This window comes from Microlunatus sp. YIM B11417 (genome assembly GCF_059617205.1).
In genome coordinates this window covers 297549-316840 of sequence record NZ_JCAMPJ010000005.1, presented here as the reverse complement: position 1 = coordinate 316840, position 19292 = coordinate 297549, and the positions used below count along the sequence as shown (strand labels likewise).

Below are 19292 nucleotides of genomic sequence, written 5' to 3'. Positions count from 1 at the left end.
GATCAAGTCCTCCGGAGGCTCAGTGGGAGACCGTGCGGTGATCGAGGCCGAGCAGCTCGGCGGCGGCCCGGATCTCGGCGGACCGGTGGCCCACCGCGAGGGCCCAGTGGTGCCCGATGCCGGTCAGGCTCCAGGCGTCCACCCATTCGCCCGGGTCGACGCCGAAGTCCACCCGCGAGGTGGTGTTGCCGATCTGCAGCAGCGGACCGTCGACCACGGTCCCCTCGGACGTGACCAGCACGTAGCTGCCGTCCGGGTCCTGGCCGAGACCGATCGTGGTGACCGGCCCGTGCCGGACATCGAACTCCACCGAGACGCCCCAGCCGCGCTTGCCGTGATAGACGCCGAGCCCGCGCAGCAACGGATCCCGGGCGCTGATCGCCAGGTGCGCCGGCCCGTCGTGACCCATCTCGACGACGCCGTCGGAGAAGTTGAGCGCCTGGATCTCGGTGAACGAGCCGCCCGCACCGAGGGCCTGGGCGATCAGCATCGCGATCGACGTCCGCAACTCGTACTCGCCGGCCATCGGGATCCCGCGCGCCGTCAGCAGCGACGAGCCCAGGATCATCGCCGCACCCAGGCGTTCGTGCAGCTCGCCGGCCAGGCCGCGGTGGTAGTAGGCGACCGAGTCGAGATCGAAGTCGGCCACCAGCCGGTCCAGCCCGACCGACACCTGGGCCGCCCATTCAAGATCATCGGACTCTACCGTCCGGTCGAGCTGGAACAGCTTGCGGGCCAGCGCCACCCGCTCCGAGGTCTCGGCGTCGGTGACCTCGGCGACCCGTACCCGAAGATCATCGAACTCCAGCACCTCGATGTGCGAGCCGAACGTCGTGGACACCGTGGTCAGGTCCGTCGACACGTCCAGCATGCCCGGATAGAGGTGCCCCATCAGCCCGTGCCGGGCCTCCCGCAGCCGGGCCCGGACGCCGGCCGCGGCGATCCAGTGACCGATCCTGGTCCAGGCGCTCTCCTGCCGCAGGTGGCCGGACACGGACCGGAACCCGATCCCGGCGCGGCGGAACACGTTGGCGATCTCCGGGATCGGGCACTGGCCGCAGTAGGCCAGCCACTGCCCGGTGTCGAACGACGCGTGGTCCATCTTCTCGGACGGCTGCAGGTCGATGATCAACACCGGCGCGTTCGCCTTCTGCGCGATCGGCAGCACCATCGAGGAGGTGAGGTACGTAGCGACGAAGATCACCACCAGATCGCAGTCGGCGACCCGCAGCTTCTCGCCGGCCTTCCCGGCATCCGTGGCGTCGGAGACGAACCCGGCGTCGATCACATCGGCGTCCATGCCTTCGAACCGCTCGGTGACGTACCGGGCCGAGTCCTGGAGCTGTTCCAGCAGCCCCGGGAACTGTGGCCAGTAGGCCCCGAGCCCGCCGGAGACCAGGCCGATCCTGGTCCGGCGCCGCCGATGCGGGATCAGCAGTTCCGCGGGATCGCGCTCTCCAGCGTCCGCCATCGTTCCTCCACAGCGAGTCGACTCCAGCCCGGAATTGAATCGTTTTACAAGCCGGGCGAGAAGTCAACCCCGCGCGACCGGGGAACTGTGCACCGCCCGCACGTAGGCACGGGCCGACGGCAGAGCGAGCAGCACCACCGTGACCAGTTGCCCGACCGTCACGAAGATCAACTTGAGCCACGCCTCGGCCGGGTACCACCACGGGAACGCCGCCCGGGCCGCGGCCACCAGCGCGGGGACGTCGACGCCGGTGACCCCTGATCGCGCCAGCGCCTGTTCCAGTCCCGCCTCCAGGAAGACCTGCCCACTGACGAGGATCAGACCGGCGACGACGAGCAGCGGTTGGAAGATCCAGCTGATCAACCGACCGGCCCGATGGCCGCGCAGGTTCAGGATCGCCAGCATGATCAGCACCGCCGCGATGATCATCGCCGGCAGCACACCGGCCGGCCCCTCGTCGAACCGCAGGTTCTCCGCGGTCAACAACGAGGCCGGGAAGCCCTGCCGAGCCAACTCCGCCTCGGCCGCCCGCTGGGCCGCCGCCCCGAAGAGGAGCGCCGACCCGACGGAGATCAGGAACGTGGCCGCCAGCAGGAGTTGGAGCAGGGCGGCCACCAGCACGACCGTGGGACCACGCATGACGGTTCCTCTCGAATTGCACTTAGTTCAATCCAAGGGTAGACCCACTCCTGAACTAAGTTCAAGTAGGCTCATGCCATGCCGCTGAGCCTGGACCAGATCGTCGGCGCCGCCGTCGCCCTGCTCGACGAGGAGGGCGTCGAGGGGCTGAACATGCGCGCGCTCGGAGCCCGGCTCGGGGTCGTGCCGACGGCCGTCTACTGGCACGTCAAGCGCAAGGACGATCTGATCGTGCTCGCCGCGGACGACGTGTGGGACGAGGTCCCGCTGCCCGATCCGGCCGAGCTCGGCTGGCGGCCGGCGGCTGAGGCGATGGCGACGGGGCTGCACGCCATGCTGACCCGGCATCCGTGGCTGGCCACGACGATGAGCACCCATCTGGTCTACGGCCCGAAGAAGGCACGGCGTGATGATCACGCTCTGGCGATCTTCGAGAGCGCCGGGTTCCCGGGTACGGAGGCGGACGACGCCTACGCCACCGTGATGGTGTACGTCATCGGACGGGCCCTGACCGAGTCGGCCGAACAGGCCCGGCAGCGCCGGGTGCGCCGGTCAGCCGACCCGGACGCCGACGCCCGTGAGCTGGCCAGGATCATCGAGATCGCGAGCGGCTATCCGCGGTTGCGGCTGCGGCTGGAGGCCGGCGCGAACGAACCGGCCGCCGGGCTGACGTACGGCCTCACGGTGGTTCTGGACGGTCTGGCGGCCCGGCTCGCCCGGTAGCCGAGGAGTCAGGACTGGCCGTTGAACAGCGAGGTGACCGAGCCGTCCTCGAACACCTCGGTGATCGCGCGGGCGATCAGCGGGGCGATGGAGAGCACCGTGAGCCGGTCGAAGTGCCGTTCCTCGGGGATCGGCAGCGTGTTGGTGACGATGACCTCTTCGAAGGCCGAGGCGGTCAGCCGGTCCACGGCCGGGCCGGACAGCACCGGGTGGGTGGCCGCCGCGATCACCGACTTCGCACCGCGTTCCATCAGCGCCTCGGCGGCCTGGCAGATCGTGCCGGCGGTGTCGATCATGTCGTCGACGAGCAGGCAGACCCGGCCCTCGACCTCGCCGACGACCTCGTGCACCGCGACCGTGTTGGCCACGTTGGGATCGCGCCGCTTGTGGATGATCGCCAGCGCGCAGTTGAGCTTGTCGGTCCACATGTCGGCCAGCCGGACCCGGCCGGCGTCCGGCGAGACGACGGTCATCTCCGACGTGTCGTACTTCGACTCGACGTAGTCCGACAGCACCGGCAGCGCCCAGAGATGATCAACGGGACCGTCGAAGAACCCCTGGATCTGCGCGGCGTGCAGGTCCACCGACATCAACCGGTCGGCGCCCGCCGTCTTGTAGAGGTCGGCGATCAGCCGGGCCGAGATCGGCTCCCGGCCGGCGTGCTTCTTGTCCTGCCGCGCGTACGGATAGAACGGCGCGACCACCGTGATCCGCTTGGCCGAGGCCCGCTTCAGGGCGTCGACCATGATCAACTGCTCCATCACCCACTCGTTGACCGGCGCCGCGTGGCTCTGGATCACGTACGCGTCGCAGCCGCGGACCGATTCCTCGAACCGGACGTAGATCTCGGAGTTGGCGTAGTTCAGCGACCGGGTCGGCACGATGTCGACGTTCATCAGCTGCGCGACCTCGTCGGCCAGCGCCGGATAGGCCCGCCCCGAGAACAGCATCAGGTGCTTCTCGTTGGGCTTCTTGACCCCCGTCATCGTTCGCCCTCCCCCTGCTCCGTGCTTCCGGCCTGCTCGGCGGCCTCGGCGGTCTTGGTCCCGGCTCGCTTCCGCGCGACCCAGCCCGGGATGTTGCGCTGCCGGCCCCGTGCGACCGCCAGCTCGCCCGGCGCGACGTCGCTGATGAGCGTCGACCCGGCCGCGGTGTAGACCCCGTCGGCGATCGTCACCGGGTGGACCAGCACCGTGCCGCTGCCGACGAACGAGTTCCGGCCGACCGAGCTGCTGGTCTTGTTGACGCCGTCGTAGTTGGCGAAGATCGTCCCGGCACCGATGTTGGCACCCTCGCCGATCGTGGTGTCGCCGGCGTAGGTCAGGTGCGGCACCTTGGCGCCGGCGCCGATGATCGCGTTCTTGGTCTCGACGAAGGTGCCGATCTTGCCCTTCGCGCCGAGCTCGGTGCCCGGTCGCAGGTACGCGAACGGACCGACGCTCGCCTCGGCGCCGATCACGGCGAGCGAACCGTGCGTCCTGATCACGGTCGCGCCCGGGCCGACCTCGACGTCGACCAGCGTGGTGTCCGGGCCGATGGTGGCGCCGGCGCCGATCGAGGTGGCGCCCTCGAGCGACGTACCCGGCAGCAGGGTGGCGTCCGGCTGAAGATCAACCGTGTCGTGGATCCAGGTGGTCGCCGGGTCGACGATGGTGACGCCGGCCCGCATCCACCGCTCGCAGATGCGGCGGTTCAGCTCGGCGTTGAGCCGGCCCAACTGGACCCGGTCGTTGACGCCCTCGGTCAGCCAGAAGTCCTCGACCCGGTGCGCCGCGACCTGCTGGTGGTTGTCGGTGGCGATCTTGACCACGTCGGTCAGCATCAGCTCACCCTGCGCGTTGTCGGTGCTGATCTTGGCCAGCCCGTCCCGCAGCGTGTCCGCGTCGAAGACGAAGATCCCGGAGTTGATCTCGTCGATCGCCCGCTGCTCCTCGGTGGCGTCCTTGTGCTCGACGATCGCCACCACCGCGCCGTCGGCCCCGCGAACGATCCGGCCGTATCCGGTCGGGTCCGGGGCGGTCGCCGTCAGCACGGTCGCCACCGCACCGGCCGCACGGTGCTCGGCCACCAGGGCGGCCAGGGCCTCGCCGGTCTGCAGCGGTGCGTCGCCGACCGTGATCACGACGTCGCCGTGCAACTCCGGCAGGCCCGCGATCGCGCACTGGGCCGCGTAGCCGGTGCCGTACGCCTCGTCGCCCTGCGGCACCCGTACCGCGTGCGGAGCGACCTCGTCGAGATGGGCCTCCACCTGATCCCGCCCGTGGCCGACCACGACCGCGACGTGCTCCGGCTCCAACGCCGTCGCCGCGTCCAGCACCCGGTGCAGGATCGACCGTCCGCCGACCTCGTGCAGGAACTTGGGCCGGGCCGACTTCATCCGCGTACCGCCGCCTGCGGCGAGGATGATCACGGCCGCCAGCGTGGCCTCGGCGGGGGCATCGGTGGCTGAATTCACACGGGCTCCTAGAGCTCTCGTTCGGGCGGTGTTCTCCGCCGGGTCACCTTAGTCTGCAGGGCCCGGCGATGTCTCATCGGACTCCGGCAGCTTCCGGGGCCGGAGCAGGCAGAACTCGTTGTTGCCCGGATCGAGCAGGACGGTCCAGGGCAGGTCGCCCCAGTCGTGGTCGAGCCGGGTGGCGCCGAGGTCCAGCAGCCGGGTCAGCTCGACGTCGTAGTCGCCGCCCGGCGGGACCCGGAGATCGAGGTGGAGCGGGTTCTTGCCGCGCTTCGGTTCGACCGGCTCGGTGAACGCGATCAGCGGCCCGGCGCCGGACGGATGGCGGAACGTCGCCGGCAGCTTCGGCCACGGCTGCCAGTCCGAGGCCTCCCGCCAGAACGTCGCCGCCGCCTCGATGTCGTCGGCGTCGATCGGGATGCCGCCGATCGGCCCGGTGTCGGGATACATCGGCTCGTCGCTGTCGTGCAGCCGGCGATCCGGCATCACACAGAACGCGTAGTCCTCGGGATCCCCCAGCACCACCCATGGCACCTCTCCCTGCCCGACGTCCAGGTGGACGGCGCCGAGCCCGAGCGCCCGCTCGACCATCGCGTCCCGCCGGTCGCCCCCGTACAGATCGAGATGCAGCCGATGCGGCCGCTCCTCCCGGTCCGGCACCGGCAGGAAGTCGAGATAGAACCCGTCCAGCCCCGGATACTCGACCCGGGTCCCGTCGGCCGATTCCTCGGCCACCTCGGCCCCGAGCAGCCCTGCCCAGAACCGCCCCAACCGCACCGGGTCCCGCGCATCAACGCAGAGACACTCCAACACCGACCGCTCCATCCGCCCAACCTAATGCTCGCCACCGTCGCCGGCCCGATCCTCGCCAACCTCGGGCGCGGACGACGGAGCGAGCGTTCGCGGCACCCACCGGGCACGCCTTCGGCAAGGGTGACGACGTGACCGGATGAAATCGTTCTCGCCGGTGCGAGACTCCACACTGGGCGAGATCGGATCGGCGGGCTGCGTAGGTTGTCGCAAGAGTCCCTCGCTGCGACCCGATCGACGCTCCAGCTGCACTTTTCGCTCCACTCCAGGCACCTTTGCGACACCGATGGGGCACGGAGCGCGGGGGCGGCCGGACGCGCGCACAGATCTCCCCGGCAGTCCCGATGCGCTACCTCAGCAGATCAAGGATCGACGCCGACGCAAGATCAGCGAGCTGCTCCAGGCTGCCGGCCACGACCTCGGATTGCCAGACCTGGTAGACATCCCGTTCGTACACGGAAACCGGCGGCAGGTAGACGAAGCCGGGCCCGTTGGTGCAGTTGAGGACGAAGATCGCCAGGTCCGGGTGGCGGCGGCGGAGTTCGACCTGAAGCCAGGAGTACGGTTCGCCGGCCTGGGCGACCATGATCGCGTCGCCCCAGCGCCAGACCCAGAGCGGATGCGCGGCGGTGTCGCCGTCGACATAGCCGGCTCGCAACTGGCCGGCCCGGCGCAGCCGCTCGGCGGCTGCGGTCGGGTTGATCCCGGCGTGGCGGCGGGCCAGTTCCTCCGGGGTCGGTTGCGGCCGAGCTCGGAGCGCCGCCACCGACCGCCGGGTCCGCAGCGTACGGGACGCTTCGGCGGGCTGGGGCCGCCAGATCCCGAGGGCGGTGCCGGACTCGACGACCTCCGCCAGGCCGAGCCGGCTGCCGGGCGGCGGCATCGCGGTGAGCCCGGACAGCGCGGCGTAGCCGATCGCCCGGCCGACCCGGTCGGTGAGTTCGCCGTCGCCGTACTGCTCGCGCGGGCTCAGTTCGCCGGAGGCCCCCTGCAGCACCAGGCAGGGCGCCCCGGTCGCCTGCTCCACCTCTTCCCGCGCGGCGCCGATCCAGTCCGGCGAGATCAGCGGCGGCTGCCAGCCGAGTGTGGTCGGATGGCAGGCGTAGTTGATCATGGTCGCCAGTGAGCGGCCGCCCCGTGCGGTGATCCGGCCGACCAGCAGCGTGTCGTCGGCTGGTACGCCCGGGTTGAAGGCGACCAGGTCCCGCCCGTCGGCGACCAGGGCCCGATCGACCGCCACGTCGCAGCGGGCGGTGGCGAAGGTCGCGGTGGCCTCGACGGCAGCCGCGGCCGCCTCCTGGCAGGCCTCGGTGATCCGTTCCGCGAGCAGGTCGAAGTAGGCCGGCACCAGGTCGGCACCCTGCAGCTCGGGCGAGGTCGCGGTCAGGGTCGGGCCGGAGTGGGTGTGGACGAGGTGGATCAGCAGGTCGGCCGGGTCGGCACCGAGCGCGTCGAGCACCCGGGACCGTACGCCCCACTCCTCGGCCGTGTTGCGCCACCAGCCGAGATCGGTCGACACCAGATAGCGCACCGGGCCCTCGCCGTCACTGATCGCGAGCGCCGTGGCTCGCAGCGGCCGGTGCACGCCGGCCGCACGATCGGTGTCGGCGGCACCCCAGTTGCGGGCCAGGATGCCGGCCGGCGGGGTGATGTCGCGGACGGCGACGCCGACCCGGCCGGCCGCGGCCGGCGGCGTCCAGACCTTGATCATCCGGGACTCGTCGGGCAGGTTCATCGCGACTCGGCGGCCAGCCCGCCCATCGTCGAGGAACCGACCGCCAGGTCTTCGCTGCCGGTCTCGCGCAGGGCCTCCTGGACCGCCTCCTTGGTGCCCGTGATCAGCTGATCGATGTCGGCCTCCGTGTGGGCGTACGAGACGTGGCTGCGCTTGAGGTTCAGCGGCAGCTCGAAGATCCCGCGCTCGATCAGCCGGCGCCGGTAGCCGACGAACAGGTCGGCCCGGTTGGCCAGCAGATCACTGTACGTACGCGGCGCCGGGCCGGGCATGAAGTAGCTGACGAAGATCGAACCGTAGCCCGTGACGACGGCGGGCACGTCCAGCTCGGCGAACACCTCGCGCAGACCGGTCCGAGCCAGCTCGCCGAGCCGGAAGGTGTGCTCGTGCACCGGCTGCTCGGTCAGTTTGGCCAGGGTCGCCAACGCCGCGGCGACGACGACCGGCGCTCCGTTGTACGTACCCGCGAAGAAGGCCGACCCGCCCGGCCGTGAGCTGAACTCCTGCATCAGATCGGCCCGGCCGCCGATCGCGCCGAGCGGGAAGCCGTTCGCGAACGCCTTGCCCAGCGTGGTCAGGTCCGGGGTGATCCCGCTGATCTCCTGCCAACCGCCGAGCGCGTGGCGGAAGCCGGTGATCACCTCGTCGAAGATCAAGATCGCGCCATGCTTGCTGGTCTGCTCGCGCAAGGTGATCAAGAACTCGTCGGTCGGCAGCACGCAGCCGATGTTGTGCGGCACCGGCTCGACGATCACGCCGGCGATCTGATCACCATGATCGGCGAACAGCCGGCGGACCGCCTCGGCGTCGTTGAACGGCAGCACCACGGTCGATTCGAGCACCTCGGGCAGGATCCCGGCCGAGATCGGATCGGGCCGGTTCAACGCCTCCTCGGCGGAGATCACGTTGAGGCTGACCGCGTCGTGCCAGCCGTGGTAGCAGCCCTGGAACTTGACCACCAACCGCCGACCCGTGACGGCCCGGGACAGTCGCAGCGCATGGAACGTTGCCTCGCTGCCGGTGCTGGTCAGCAGCACCTGCTCGAAGCTCGGCACCAGTTCGATCAACCGCTCGGCGAGTTCGATCTCGCCCGGCGTCACCCCGACACCGCACAGGTCGACCTCGCGGGTCACCGCCGCCACCGCGGCGCCGACATCGGGATCGTTGTGCCCGAGCAGCTGCGGGCCGAACGCTGCGTGGTAGTCGGTGTAGGCCCGGCCCTCGGTGTCGAAGAACCGGGAACCCTCCGCGCGGGCCACGACCAGATCGGTGATCCCCGGGACACTCCGCTGCCCGCTGTTCACCCCGCCCGGAATGGCCGCCCGGGCCCGCTCGGCGAGCGGCACACCGGCACCAACTGCATTCACTGTCTGTCTCCTTCGATCGATGGGTCCGGGTCGTAGCCCAGGAAGAGCTCGAGATGATCAACTTGCTTCTGCAGCAGGGCGGCCAGGGCGTCGAACCGGGTCGCCGGGACGCGAGCACTCGGCCCACTGACGCTGAGGGCGTAGCGGGCGGTGCCACTGTGATCACGCACCGGTACGGCGACGCAGCGCAGCCCCGTGACCGACTCCTCGTCGTCCACGGCATAGCCGCGCCGGCGCACCTCGGCAAGATCGGCCAGCAGGGCCCGCAGCGAGGTCAACGTCCGCGGGGTGCTGGCCTGGAATTCGTACCGTCGCAGGGATTCCCGGACCTCGTCCTCGGTCAGGGTGGACAGGATCGCCTTGCCGAGGCCGGTCGAGTGCCAGGCATCGGTCTCGCCGATCGCCGCGCCCTTGCGGATCGGGTGTCGGCTCTCCACGGCGTGCGCGATCACGAGTTGATCACCGGTGCGGACGCCGAGCGTCGCGGTCTCCTCGCACTCGTCGACCACGGTCGCCATCGCCGTGCCGGCCAGCCCCATCAGGCCCTGCCGACCGAGTGCGCTGCGGCCCAGCGCGAACAGCCGCATCCCGATCCGGTAGTGCCGGGTCCGCGGGTCGCGTTCCACCCAGCCGTTGCGGATCACGCTGTTCAGGTAGCGCAGCGCGGTCGGCTCACTGAGGCCGGCCCGGCCGGCGATCGTGGCGAGCGGGCCGGGCTGCTCCGCCACGGCCTCGAGCAGGCCGGTCAGCCGCTCGACGCTCTGCAGTCCGTCGGGGGTCGCCATAGTTGATCATGTTCCATTCAGTGACAGTGTCTTTCACTAGTACGATAGCGTACTGTCAACGACCGTGCACACGATGAAGATCACCGATGTCGACACGGTCGTCTGCGACGCCGGCATGCGGAACTGGGTGTTCGTCCGGATCCGGACCGATCAGGGGTTGGTCGGCTGGGGTGAGGCGAGCACGGAGTGGCGGACCCATTCGATCGTCGGGGCCGTGCGTGACTTCGTGCCGTTGTTGATCGGCGAGGATCCGTACCGGATCGAACACCTGTGGCAGAAGCTGTTCCGGCAACAGTTCTGGAAGGGCGGCGTGATCACCATGAGCGCGCTGTCCGGCATCGATCAGGCGCTGCACGACCTGAAGGCGCAGGCGCTCGGCGTCCCGCTGTACGAGCTGCTCGGCGGCCGGGTCCGGGACCGGATCAGGCTGTACGACCATCTCGGCGGCGGCGATCCCGACGCGGTCTACGGCACGTTGTCCGCCGAACGGTTCGCCGACAGTGCGCGGCGCAGCGTCGAGGCGGGCTTCGACGCGGTCAAGGTGCTCGCGGTGCCGATGGGCGCCGGCCTGCCGTCCGGTGCGGCGCTGCGGACAACAGACCGGGTGATGGCCGCGGTGCGGGACGCCGTCGGCGACGAGGTGGAGATCATGATCGACCTGCACGGCCGGTGTACGCCGGCCGCGGCGGTCGCGTTCGCCGGCGTGCTGCGCCCGTACCGGCCGTGGTTCCTGGAGGAGCCGTGCCAGCCGGAGCTGGTCGAGGAACTGCCCGGGATCGCTGCCGGGGCAGGGATCCCGATCGCCCTCGGTGAGCGGCTGTCCGGCCGCGGCGAGTTCCTCCGGGTGCTGCGGACGGGCGCCGTCGCCGTCCTCCAGCCGGACGTCTGCCACTGCGGCGGACTGTCCGAGTTGCGCCGGATCGCCGGCCTGGCCGAGGCCTTCGGCGTCACCCTCGCCCCGCACAACCCGCTCGGCCCGATCGCCACCGCGCACAACCTGCACTTCGCGATGGCCACCTCGAACTGGCTGATCCAGGAGCAGATGCGCGCCGCCGCCCCGATCTGGGACGACATCCTCACCACCCCGTTGGAGTTCGCCGCCGGCTACGCCGTCCCGCCGCCCGGGCCCGGTCTCGGCACCGCGGTCGACGAGGCCGTCGCCGCCGCCCACCCCGGCACCGAGACCGAGGTCCAACTCTCCACCCGCCTCCCCGACGGCAGCCTCTGCGACTGGTGACGTACGTTGCGGATCCGATCAGCCGCCGAGGCGTCGAACCAGGGCGTCGGCCTGGTCCCGGGTGAAGTTGCCGGCCAACTGCAGCTGACCGCCCGGGATCTCCTGCTGCACCATCGGCGCGGAGATCAACTCCGCGCCGATGATCATGGCCATCCGGTTCTTCGGATCCTGCTCCGCGGCCAGTTCGGCGGTCACCTCGGCCAGCGTGTCGGCGGCGTCGGCGGGCAGGGTGATCAAGATCATCCAGTGGCCGCTCTGGTCGGCCTCCGCCTTCACCTGCTCGAGCCGTTCGACGGTGAGCCGGCTCGGGCCCAGCCGCAGGCAGGACTGCGGGTTGTCCGGCTCAGGATAGGTCCGATCCGTTCCGGCCGACGCGCACGGCGCCGGCCGGAGTTCGGTGACCTGGTGGAACGCCAGCGGCTCGGAGAGCCCGGCCGGAGTGGGTGTCGGGGATCGTTGCGGGATTCCCGGCAGCAGGCCGCAGCCCGTCGCCGTCATGATCAAGGTCAGGACGGCGAGGGCTGCGTACCGGCGATACCACCCCACGACGTTCACCTCCTCCGCTCCGACCCCCCCGGGCAACGCCGAGGGGGACCCAGGATGCGGTCAGGCTAGCCGAATCAGTAGGTGACGTTGAGCCGTTTCGAGACCGGCGCCCTCCGGTCCAACGCGCTTCCGGCCAGCGGGACCGTGTTGCCCTGCCCGCCGGGTTGCAGCACGCCGTTGATCTTGAGCGTGTAGTTGGCGTTCTTGTTGGCCAGTTCCTGCGGGTCGTCGACCGTCACGATCACGCCGATCCGGTCCACCCGGCCGAGGATCCGGCGCAGCTGGTTCCGGTTCAGCGACGCCTTGTGGGCCTTCGTCAGCGCCACGTCGGCGTACCGGACCGTCTTACCGTCCAGCGTCCAACCGATCAGCTGGACCCGCCAGTCGGCGACCTTCATCGGCGACACCTGGGTCGGCGACTGGCCGCCGGCGAGGGTGGTGCCGTCGGTGATCACGGTGTCACCGACCTTGACGTCGCGGATCCACCAGCCGGACGGCTCGCCGCTGCCGTTGCCGTTGGCGGCGCCGTCGGTCAGGTACCGGAACGCGACCAGGACGTCCTGGCCCGCGTAGTCGGACAGGTCGTAGCTCTGCGGCTGGTAGCCGTCGCTCAGCCCGGTCAGTCCGGGCAGTTGCGCGACGATCGACGGCTCGGCACCGTCGGCGTGCTCGCTGGTGGTGTTCTCGTTGCCGACCGTGGTGTACGTCTTGCCGCCGTCGGTGGACACCTGGACCACGCCGAAGTCCCAGTTCGCCTCGATGTCGAACCGGCTGGAGAAGGTCAACTGGCCACCGGCCGGCACCGAGACCGGGTAGACGATCGCGCGGTCAAGATCATCTCCCTCGCCGGCCCAGAGCGCGGAGTCGTTGATCACCCACTGCAGCGGATCGGGGCGATAGGTCCCGGCACCGGCGAAGCTGAGTGACTTGATCGTGTCGCCGTTCACCGGGCGGTCGGCGATCCCCAGCACATAGTCCGAACCGTTGGCCGGCGCGCCGGGCGAATCGTACGAACCGGTCCAAGCCCAGTCGATCGCCGAGTTCAGTTCGGACGCCGTGAACCGGCGCCGCTCGTCCCGGTCGAGCCCACGGGCCTTCTGGTCGACCAGCCGGTCCAGGGCCATCTGCGCCGCCCAGTCGTGCACCACGTCGGTCGACTTCAGTCCTGGTGCATGATCATCGAGATAGCGCTGTACGGACTGCAGGCCGGGTGCGTCGTCGTTGTGCAGGTACGTGATCACGCCGCGGCCGAACTGGCTCGCCAGATAGCTGACGAAGCTGTACGCCGCGCCGTAGTCGGCCAGCGTCTCGTTCGGCTGATCCTCCCAGCGGGTCAGTGAATTCTCCGCTCCGCAGTACGGGAACGCGTCCGAACCGAGGAAGCCCTGGAAGCAGGTCAGGTGGCTGTCCGCGTCCGGTTCGCCGTACGGAACCGTGGTGTCGACGTAGCCGACCACAGTCATCGCGTAGTCGGACAGGCCCTCGTTGAGCCAGGTCGTCTCGCCCGGTCCGGCGTAATACTCCAGCAGATGCTGATATTCATGGGCGAAGGTGCCCTCGTAGTCGTGCGGCCGGGCCGCCTGCTTCGGGCTGCACAGTCCGCCCGGGGTCTCGTCCGGCGGGTTGGCGCCGGTGCGGTGCAGCCAGTCGTAGGAGTCGATCGTCATGACGTTGCGGTCGAATCCCTCGTTGTACAAGGGAGAGAAGAAGCCGGCGATGAACGTGGAACCGGCCGGGCTGGTCGGATCGTAGAAGTTCTCGTCGCGGACATTGCTGACCAGGACGACCGTCTTGTCGCCGTCGCCCTTGTAGTAGTTCTGATCACCGCCGCCGATGATCTGCCACAGCGGCGCGCCGAAGCCGACGTCGATCGACTGCGTACCGTCCCGCTCGGGCGCGACCGAGAAGATCCCCGACTCCTTGGGCAGGATGTTACCGTCGAACTCGGTGATCATGGACTGCACCTGCGCGTCGGTGATCACGTTGCGGATGCCGTCGTTGCGGCAGTCGCCGGCCGGATAGTTCAGGTCGCCCTGCACCCAGATCTCGATCTTGTCGCCGACGCCACGCAGCGTGTACGGAGCCGCGCCGTAGCCGTCGACGCCGTAGACGAGCCAGTTCTTGCTGCCGCCGACCGGGGTGCCGGTCGCCGTGTCCTCCGTCGCGGGTGCAGACCGGAGCCGGCGTACCGCCGGGGCGTCGTCGCGGAACGACTTCTGCTCGGACCGGCTCAGATCGATCTTGGTCTTCTGCCGGACCTCGGCCGGCGCCTCCCGGGTGTCGGAGGACAGGCGAGCGGCCTGCCCCGAACCGGGGTCGGCCGAAGCGGTGGTGGTGGAAAGGCCGATCAGGCCGGTGAGGGTGACGGCGAGTGAGGCGGTGACGGCGACCGCCGCGCGCGCCCTCGCCCGAGGCATGCGGGACACCATGACTGGCTACCTCCAGGGGGTTGAGGCTGTTCCGGAATAGCATCCGCCGCCCGGAGTGCCTCGGCAGCGGATTCACGGAACAGCACAAGATCTCCCGTGGAGGGGCCTTGGACTCCATGATCAGTGAAGAATTTCCGGCGGCTCCTTACGTTTCAGCCGTACGGTTCTCGTCGGCGACGACGTGCAGCGACGTCGCGGGCCCGACCGGTTCGGCCACCGGCCGCCGCGGCCCGCCGATCAGCGAACCGGCCAGAGCGGTGCGCCGGTAGAGCATGCTCCGCCCGGACCGCCAGCTGACCACCATGCCGCTGTCCCGCAGGATGGCCAGGTGTCGGCTGACGGTCGCCGGACTCTGCTCGAGCCTCCGCGCGAGTTGGGTGGTGGACAGCGGAATCATCAACTGGTGCAGGATGGCCGACCGGCTCGCCCCGATCAGCGCACCGAGCGGATCCTCCGCCGCCGGCTGGTCCGCCAGTTCCTCCCAGACCCGGCCGACGCCGCGTGCCGGATAGGTGAGCTCGAACGCGTCCGCCTCATGATCGAGGACCAACGCCGGCCAGAGGAAGATCGACGGGACCAGGGTCATGTGGTTCCCGTCGTACGTCGCGTCGGGATAGTGCGGCTTGTCGATCTTGAGCATCGCCCCGTCCAGCGACACCTCCGGATGCAGATCCTGCAGCAAGGAGAACAGCCCGCCGCTCGCGGACCGGTCGCTGCGGTAGGCGAGATCGTCCTCCAGCACCGCTCGCATCCGATCCCAGTAGGGCGCGATCGCGATCGCCCAGTACCCGGCGATCGCGTCCGCCAGCAGCCGAGGCGCCGCCGGCCCGGCCTCGATGAGCCGCTGCACCGAGCGTGGCCGAGCCCGGCCGGACCAGATCCGGACCAGGTCGTCCAGGATCGACTCGGCCGGCGTCGCCGCGAGCGTGATCAACTGCTGCTGGATGGTCGTCGCCCGCCCCAGCGCCGACGGGAACAGCACCGCCAGTGGCGCGCCGCCGGCCGGCACCGTCGCCAGCAGCAGGTCCAGGTCGATCCGGTCCAGCTCGGCCGAAACCCGGCGCAGCCAGCCCCGATGCACGGCGGCCGGCCGCGGGCTGGTCAGCAGCCGCAGGCTCGCTCCCACCTCGACCAGCGGCGACAGAGCAAGCCGTACCGTACCCAGGACGTCGGGGCTCAGCCGGAACCGGATCACGTGACCCATCCTGGCGCCCGCGCCGGGCTCCCGCCCAGCGTTCGTCCGGAGATGAAGGGACCGCCTGTTGATCAAGGCCCCGAGTCGCCCTCGCCCTCGCGACCGTCGAGGGCGTCGAGATCCCGTACGCAGAACCCGTGGTGGGCCCACTCCTCGTTGAGCACCACCCGGAGGCACTCCAGCACCGACTTGCCCCTGGCGTACGGCGGCCAACCCGGGCCGGCCGGAACCGGAGCAGGCGCGGTCAGTTCGTCGGCCGTGACGCCGGCCAGCCAACGATCCAACTCGGCCGACTGCTCGGCTCGCACAGCCAGGACCTCGTCCAGGCTCGGGGACGCGGCCGGATCGAGGCCCTGTTCCTCCTGATCGGGGACGAAGACCGGCCCGAGCCCGATCCCGGTGAAGAGTTCGGTCGATCCCAGGCAGCAGCGACGGAACCACGAGTCGTACACGAACACCAGGTGCCGGAGCGTCTGCACGGCCGACCACTCGCCGCCGACACTCTCATGCTCCGAGCCCGCGGGCATGGCCCGGAGCCGCTCGACCGTTCTCCCCCAGTCGTCCCTCAACAGCCGGTGGGCCTCCCGCAACTCGACTGGGTCGGCCGAGCGCATCAGCAGCCGGACCGGATGCCGCCGATCGAGCTCGGCCTCGACGTAGGCCGTGACCTCGACCCCGTTCACCACCAGGTTGCTGACCAGACCGTCGATCACGACGTCCTGCATCACCACCCCGATGAACCGGCTCCTGGTCAGATCGCACTCACGGAACTCGGCCTCGGTCAGATCCTGATCCTCAAAACTCACCATGCCGAGATTCTGGCCCTCGGCACCGACAGCGGACTTCCTCCGCGGCCAACGGGACTGTGCTGGCTCGCGGGACACCTGACCAGACCAGGCCCATTCATCCTCAGGCCAGGTCGTCACCCCATTGGTAGCCTCCATCCATGGGTGGGCCTTCCCTCAGCCGTCGTCGTTTGCTCGGTACTGCCGTTGGTGTGGTCTCGGGTTCCGCCGTGGCCGGATGCTCGCCTGACGATCCGATGGTGGACTACCGCACCGGCGGGGCCTCGTTCGCGCTGACCGATGTGGTCGTCTTCGACGGGGAGAAGGTCACCGACGCCGACACCGTGGTGGTGCGTGACGGTCTGATCACCGAGGTCGGCGCGTCGCTGAGCGTGCCCGAAGATCTTCCGACGCGGGATGGTCAGGGCCGGCTGCTGCTGCCCGGTCTCATCGACGCGCACGCCCACGGGGCGATCTGGTTCGCGAACGCGTCGCTGCGGTTCGGTGTAACGACGCTGCTGGAGATGGCCGGCGGGCCATCCCCGGACGAGGTGGCAGCACGGAAGGATGTTGCGCGGGCTGACGCCGCCGATGTGTGGACGGCCGGAGCCATGGTCACGGTGCCTGGCGGACACGGCACTCAGTGGGGTGGTGATCTTCCGGTGCTCAAGGCAGGCGCCGACGTCGCCGCCTTCATCGACGAGCGCCTCGGCGAGGGATCCGACTTCATCAAGCTGGTCATCGATGAGGGCGAGGGGATGCTCAAGACGCTGACGCCGCGACAGGTCGAGGCCGTGGTGGACGCAGCACACGACAAGGACCGCTTGGCCGTGGCGCACGTCGGCACCTGGGCTGACGCAGCGGTGGCCGTCGACGCCGGCATCGATGCACTCGTGCACGCACCACGCAACGCCCCGATCGACGACCGCGTGGTCTCGCAGCTGGCTGATCGATCGATCCCCGTGGTACCCACCCTGGCCCTCTACGCGGCAGCCAGCGGCCAACACGACAGCCGCACCTTCCTCGACCATCCCCACGTCGGGCCGTACCTTGATCAGGATCAGAGATCGGCCGCTCAGCGAACCAGCGGGGACCTGCTCCGGCCGACCTGGTACGACGACGCAACGGCCGGCGTGACCGCCCTGTACCAGGCAGGAGTGCCGATCCTGGCCGGAACCGACATGGTCAATCCCGGGACCGTCGCCGGCGTCAGCCTGCTGCACGAGATCGAGCTGCTGAAGCACGCGGGGCTGTCCGACCTCGACATGCTCGCCGCCGCCACCTCCCGCGGCGCGGACCTGCTCGCCCTCGCCGACCGCGGCCGGATCGCTCCCGGCCAACGTGCAGACCTGGTGCTGATGAACGTCACCTCGATCGACAAGGTCGCCGGCTCGTACGACATCAGCGCGATCTGGCGCAACGGCCACTTCGTCGAACGCAAACCCGCCACCAAGGACCGAAACTCACCCAGCAGCGCGAGCCCCAGCCGCTAGCTGAGTTCACCGGCAGTGTGGTGGCACATGGCCGCTGCGGCGGGAAGCTCTCGCGGCTGTGTGAGAGGTCTGGTCCTGCCCGTTCACGATTCAGGCGATGAGCTTCGGTCTGGACGCACGAAGCAAGGGCGTGCGGCCAGTACTGGATTCACCCGGCGATGCCGGAGTTGATCGGAATGCGCTGCTGAACCTGACGCTCGGCGACCATTCCATCACGTTCGACAAGATCGCCGATTCGCGTGTTATATGGCAATCGTGCGCGCACTTTTCGCGACCTCCCCCGGTCTTGGCCATGTGTTCCCGACGATCTCCCTGGCACACGCGCTGCGTGCCGCCGGCCACGAGGTGCTGATGGCGACCGCGGGCGGCGAGGAGGCCGCGAACGCCGGCCTGCATGTCGTTGACACCGCGCCGGGTGTCGACATCGGCGCGGTGTTCCATCAGGCGGCCAGCGAGCAACCCGAGGCGTTCGACTACAGCACGGACGTCGACACCGAAAAGGGGTTGGAGTACGTCGGCGCGATCTTCGCCAAGTTGTCCGGCGTGTCGGTGGACCTCGCCGTGTCGGCGGCCGAATCGTGGCGGCCGGACGTGGTCGTGTACTCGTCGATGGAGGGCACCGGGCCGCTGGTCGCCGCGAAGCTCGGCGTGCCGGCCGTGTCGCACGGCTTCGGGTTCGCCGACGAGGCGCCGATGACCGAGGCGATCTTCAAGAAGATGGTCGAGGAACGCGAACGGCATGGCGTGCAAGGGTTTCCCGAGGTGCACGAGTCGATCGACGTGGCACCGCCGAGCATGGTCGACCGGCCGGTGCGCGGCTGGCCGATGCGGTACGTGCCGTACAACGGAGGCGGCGTGCTGCCCGAGTGGGTACTCGAACGGCCCGCGCGCCCGCGTGTCGCGGTGACACTCGGCTCGGTGCTGACCCAGGTCGGCGCCCTCACGTCGTTGACCAAACTCGTCGACGTGGCACGGGATCTGGACGCCGAGTTCGTACTCGCCCTCGGCGACGCGGACCCGTCGCCACTGGGAGACCTGCCGGACAACGTGCGGGCGGCCGGGTGGGTGCCGCTGTCCGCGCTGCTGCCGACCTGCGCGGCGCTGGTGCACCACGGCGGGGCCGGCTCGACGCTGACCGCGATCGACGCCGGCGTCACGCAGCTCGTGCTGCCGCACGGCGCCGACCAGTACGTGAACGCGGACGCCGTGGCGCGGCGCGGGCTCGGTCTGCGTTCGGAGCCGGATCAGGTGGACGCGGAGCTGATCGACCGCCTGCTCACCGACCCGGGGCTGGCCCTGGCCGCCTCCGAGGTGGCCGACGAGATCGCGACGCTGCCGAAGCCCGCCGACCTCGTGTCGAAAATCGCCGGCCTCGCCTGAACCTTGCCAGGCGTGCACACCGTGGCCTGCGCTAATCCCTTGGGCTGACTTTTGCCCGGGCTGCTGCCGGGCACTCGGGACCATTTCGGGGCCACTGTGTGCCCTCATCGAAGGTCAGCGAGCACGGTTCCGGCTCATCCTTCACGGATGCAATGCCTTCCGGCGAAACTGAACTTCGATGCCCAAGGCCAGAGGACACGACCGGCCGCCAGCGAACCGAGATTACCCGCCCACGTGCCGCG

16 protein-coding genes are annotated in these 19292 nt (G+C 69.8%); 4 read left to right on the top strand and 12 right to left on the bottom strand.

From position 1 onward, the window contains the following. Positions 1 to 19: 19 nt before the first annotated feature. Positions 20 to 1471 (bottom strand): arabinose isomerase, encoded by a 1452-nt coding sequence (locus AC6CCG_RS23915; RefSeq protein WP_496657235.1) that lies wholly within the window; start codon positions 1469 to 1471, stop codon positions 20 to 22. Between the two features lie 63 nt (positions 1472 to 1534). Next, positions 1535 to 2110, bottom strand: a complete 576-nt coding sequence (locus AC6CCG_RS23910; protein WP_496657234.1) for a hypothetical protein — start codon at positions 2108 to 2110, stop codon at positions 1535 to 1537. A 78-nt stretch (positions 2111 to 2188) separates the two neighbouring features. On the opposite strand from AC6CCG_RS23910, the gene AC6CCG_RS23905 reads away from it, so the two are divergent. Beyond that, on the top strand, positions 2189 to 2833 hold the full coding sequence (locus tag AC6CCG_RS23905; protein ID WP_496657233.1) for a TetR/AcrR family transcriptional regulator: 645 nt from the start codon (positions 2189 to 2191) through the stop codon (positions 2831 to 2833). 8 nt (positions 2834 to 2841) lie between these two features. Here the strand turns inward: AC6CCG_RS23905 and AC6CCG_RS23900 are convergent, their stop codons facing one another. The 6 genes from AC6CCG_RS23900 to AC6CCG_RS23875 all read right to left on the bottom strand — a co-directional run bounded on the left by AC6CCG_RS23900 (position 2842) and on the right by AC6CCG_RS23875 (position 9985). Beyond that, the gene (locus tag AC6CCG_RS23900; protein WP_496657232.1) at positions 2842 to 3819 is read right to left on the bottom strand and encodes a ribose-phosphate diphosphokinase; all 978 of its coding nucleotides are present in this window, start codon (positions 3817 to 3819) and stop codon (positions 2842 to 2844) included. After that, positions 3816 to 5288, bottom strand: a complete 1473-nt coding sequence (glmU, locus tag AC6CCG_RS23895) for a bifunctional UDP-N-acetylglucosamine diphosphorylase/glucosamine-1-phosphate N-acetyltransferase GlmU (RefSeq protein ID WP_496657231.1) — start codon at positions 5286 to 5288, stop codon at positions 3816 to 3818. Before glmU ends, AC6CCG_RS23900 begins: the two co-directional genes overlap by 4 nt. 48 nt (positions 5289 to 5336) lie before the next feature. Continuing rightward, positions 5337 to 6113: a VOC family protein gene (locus AC6CCG_RS23890; protein ID WP_496657230.1), complete on the bottom strand. Its 777-nt coding sequence runs from the start codon at positions 6111 to 6113 to the stop codon at positions 5337 to 5339. 334 nt (positions 6114 to 6447) lie between these two features. Next, positions 6448 to 7833: a hypothetical protein gene (locus AC6CCG_RS23885; protein ID WP_496657229.1), complete on the bottom strand. Its 1386-nt coding sequence runs from the start codon at positions 7831 to 7833 to the stop codon at positions 6448 to 6450. Further along, positions 7830 to 9200, bottom strand: coding sequence for an aspartate aminotransferase family protein (locus AC6CCG_RS23880; protein WP_496657228.1), 1371 nt, complete (start codon positions 9198 to 9200; stop codon positions 7830 to 7832). Before AC6CCG_RS23880 ends, AC6CCG_RS23885 begins: the two co-directional genes overlap by 4 nt. Further along, positions 9197 to 9985, bottom strand: coding sequence for an IclR family transcriptional regulator (locus tag AC6CCG_RS23875; protein ID WP_496657227.1), 789 nt, complete (start codon positions 9983 to 9985; stop codon positions 9197 to 9199). The genes AC6CCG_RS23880 and AC6CCG_RS23875 overlap by 4 nt, the downstream gene beginning before the upstream one ends. A gap of 73 nt (positions 9986 to 10058) precedes the next feature. Between AC6CCG_RS23875 and dgoD the strand changes: the two genes are divergently transcribed. Continuing rightward, the gene (gene dgoD / locus AC6CCG_RS23870) at positions 10059 to 11222 is read left to right on the top strand and encodes a galactonate dehydratase (protein ID WP_496657226.1); all 1164 of its coding nucleotides are present in this window, start codon (positions 10059 to 10061) and stop codon (positions 11220 to 11222) included. An 18-nt stretch (positions 11223 to 11240) separates the two neighbouring features. On the opposite strand, the gene AC6CCG_RS23865 is transcribed toward dgoD, so the two are convergent. The 4 genes from AC6CCG_RS23865 to AC6CCG_RS23850 form a co-directional block, all read right to left on the bottom strand. Next, entirely contained in the window at positions 11241 to 11768 is a 528-nt protein-coding gene (locus AC6CCG_RS23865) for a SecDF P1 head subdomain-containing protein (RefSeq protein ID WP_496657225.1), read from the bottom strand. A 74-nt stretch (positions 11769 to 11842) separates the two neighbouring features. Further along, positions 11843 to 14185 (bottom strand): peptidase M6, encoded by a 2343-nt coding sequence (locus AC6CCG_RS23860; protein WP_496657224.1) that lies wholly within the window; start codon positions 14183 to 14185, stop codon positions 11843 to 11845. 157 nt (positions 14186 to 14342) lie between these two features. Further along, positions 14343 to 15392, bottom strand: a complete 1050-nt coding sequence (locus tag AC6CCG_RS23855) for an ArsR/SmtB family transcription factor (RefSeq protein WP_496657223.1) — start codon at positions 15390 to 15392, stop codon at positions 14343 to 14345. Between the two features lie 71 nt (positions 15393 to 15463). Next, positions 15464 to 16201 carry a DinB family protein gene (locus AC6CCG_RS23850; protein WP_496657222.1) on the bottom strand — a complete coding sequence of 246 codons (738 nt, stop codon included), beginning with the start codon at positions 16199 to 16201 and terminating at the stop codon, positions 15464 to 15466. Positions 16202 to 16434: 233 nt separating this feature from the next. On the opposite strand from AC6CCG_RS23850, the gene AC6CCG_RS23845 reads away from it, so the two are divergent. Together AC6CCG_RS23845 and AC6CCG_RS23840 are read left to right on the top strand one after the other, a co-directional pair. Beyond that, positions 16435 to 17670, top strand: coding sequence for an amidohydrolase family protein (locus AC6CCG_RS23845; protein WP_496657221.1), 1236 nt, complete (start codon positions 16435 to 16437; stop codon positions 17668 to 17670). A 255-nt stretch (positions 17671 to 17925) separates the two neighbouring features. Beyond that, a complete protein-coding gene (locus AC6CCG_RS23840; RefSeq protein ID WP_496657220.1) occupies positions 17926 to 19050 on the top strand; it encodes a nucleotide disphospho-sugar-binding domain-containing protein in 1125 nt (374 codons plus the stop codon). Positions 19051 to 19292 lie beyond the last annotated feature (242 nt).

Bases quoted from the DNA above. Each gene is read 5' to 3' on its own strand.
- AC6CCG_RS23915 (WP_496657235.1), bottom strand. From the start codon at position 1,471: ATGGCGGACGCTGGAGAGCGCGATCCCGCGGAACTGCTGATCCCGCAT.
- AC6CCG_RS23910 (WP_496657234.1), bottom strand. From the start codon at position 2,110: ATGCGTGGTCCCACGGTCGTGCTGGTGGCCGCCCTGCTCCAACTCCTG.
- AC6CCG_RS23905 (WP_496657233.1), top strand. From the start codon at position 2,189: ATGCCGCTGAGCCTGGACCAGATCGTCGGCGCCGCCGTCGCCCTGCTC.
- AC6CCG_RS23900 (WP_496657232.1), bottom strand. From the start codon at position 3,819: ATGACGGGGGTCAAGAAGCCCAACGAGAAGCACCTGATGCTGTTCTCG.
- AC6CCG_RS23890 (WP_496657230.1), bottom strand. From the start codon at position 6,113: ATGGAGCGGTCGGTGTTGGAGTGTCTCTGCGTTGATGCGCGGGACCCG.
- AC6CCG_RS23885 (WP_496657229.1), bottom strand. From the start codon at position 7,833: ATGAACCTGCCCGACGAGTCCCGGATGATCAAGGTCTGGACGCCGCCG.
- AC6CCG_RS23875 (WP_496657227.1), bottom strand. From the start codon at position 9,985: ATGGCGACCCCCGACGGACTGCAGAGCGTCGAGCGGCTGACCGGCCTG.
- dgoD (WP_496657226.1), top strand. From the start codon at position 10,059: ATGAAGATCACCGATGTCGACACGGTCGTCTGCGACGCCGGCATGCGG.
- AC6CCG_RS23860 (WP_496657224.1), bottom strand. From the start codon at position 14,185: ATGCCTCGGGCGAGGGCGCGCGCGGCGGTCGCCGTCACCGCCTCACTC.
- AC6CCG_RS23850 (WP_496657222.1), bottom strand. From the start codon at position 16,201: ATGGTGAGTTTTGAGGATCAGGATCTGACCGAGGCCGAGTTCCGTGAG.
- AC6CCG_RS23845 (WP_496657221.1), top strand. From the start codon at position 16,435: ATGGTGGACTACCGCACCGGCGGGGCCTCGTTCGCGCTGACCGATGTG.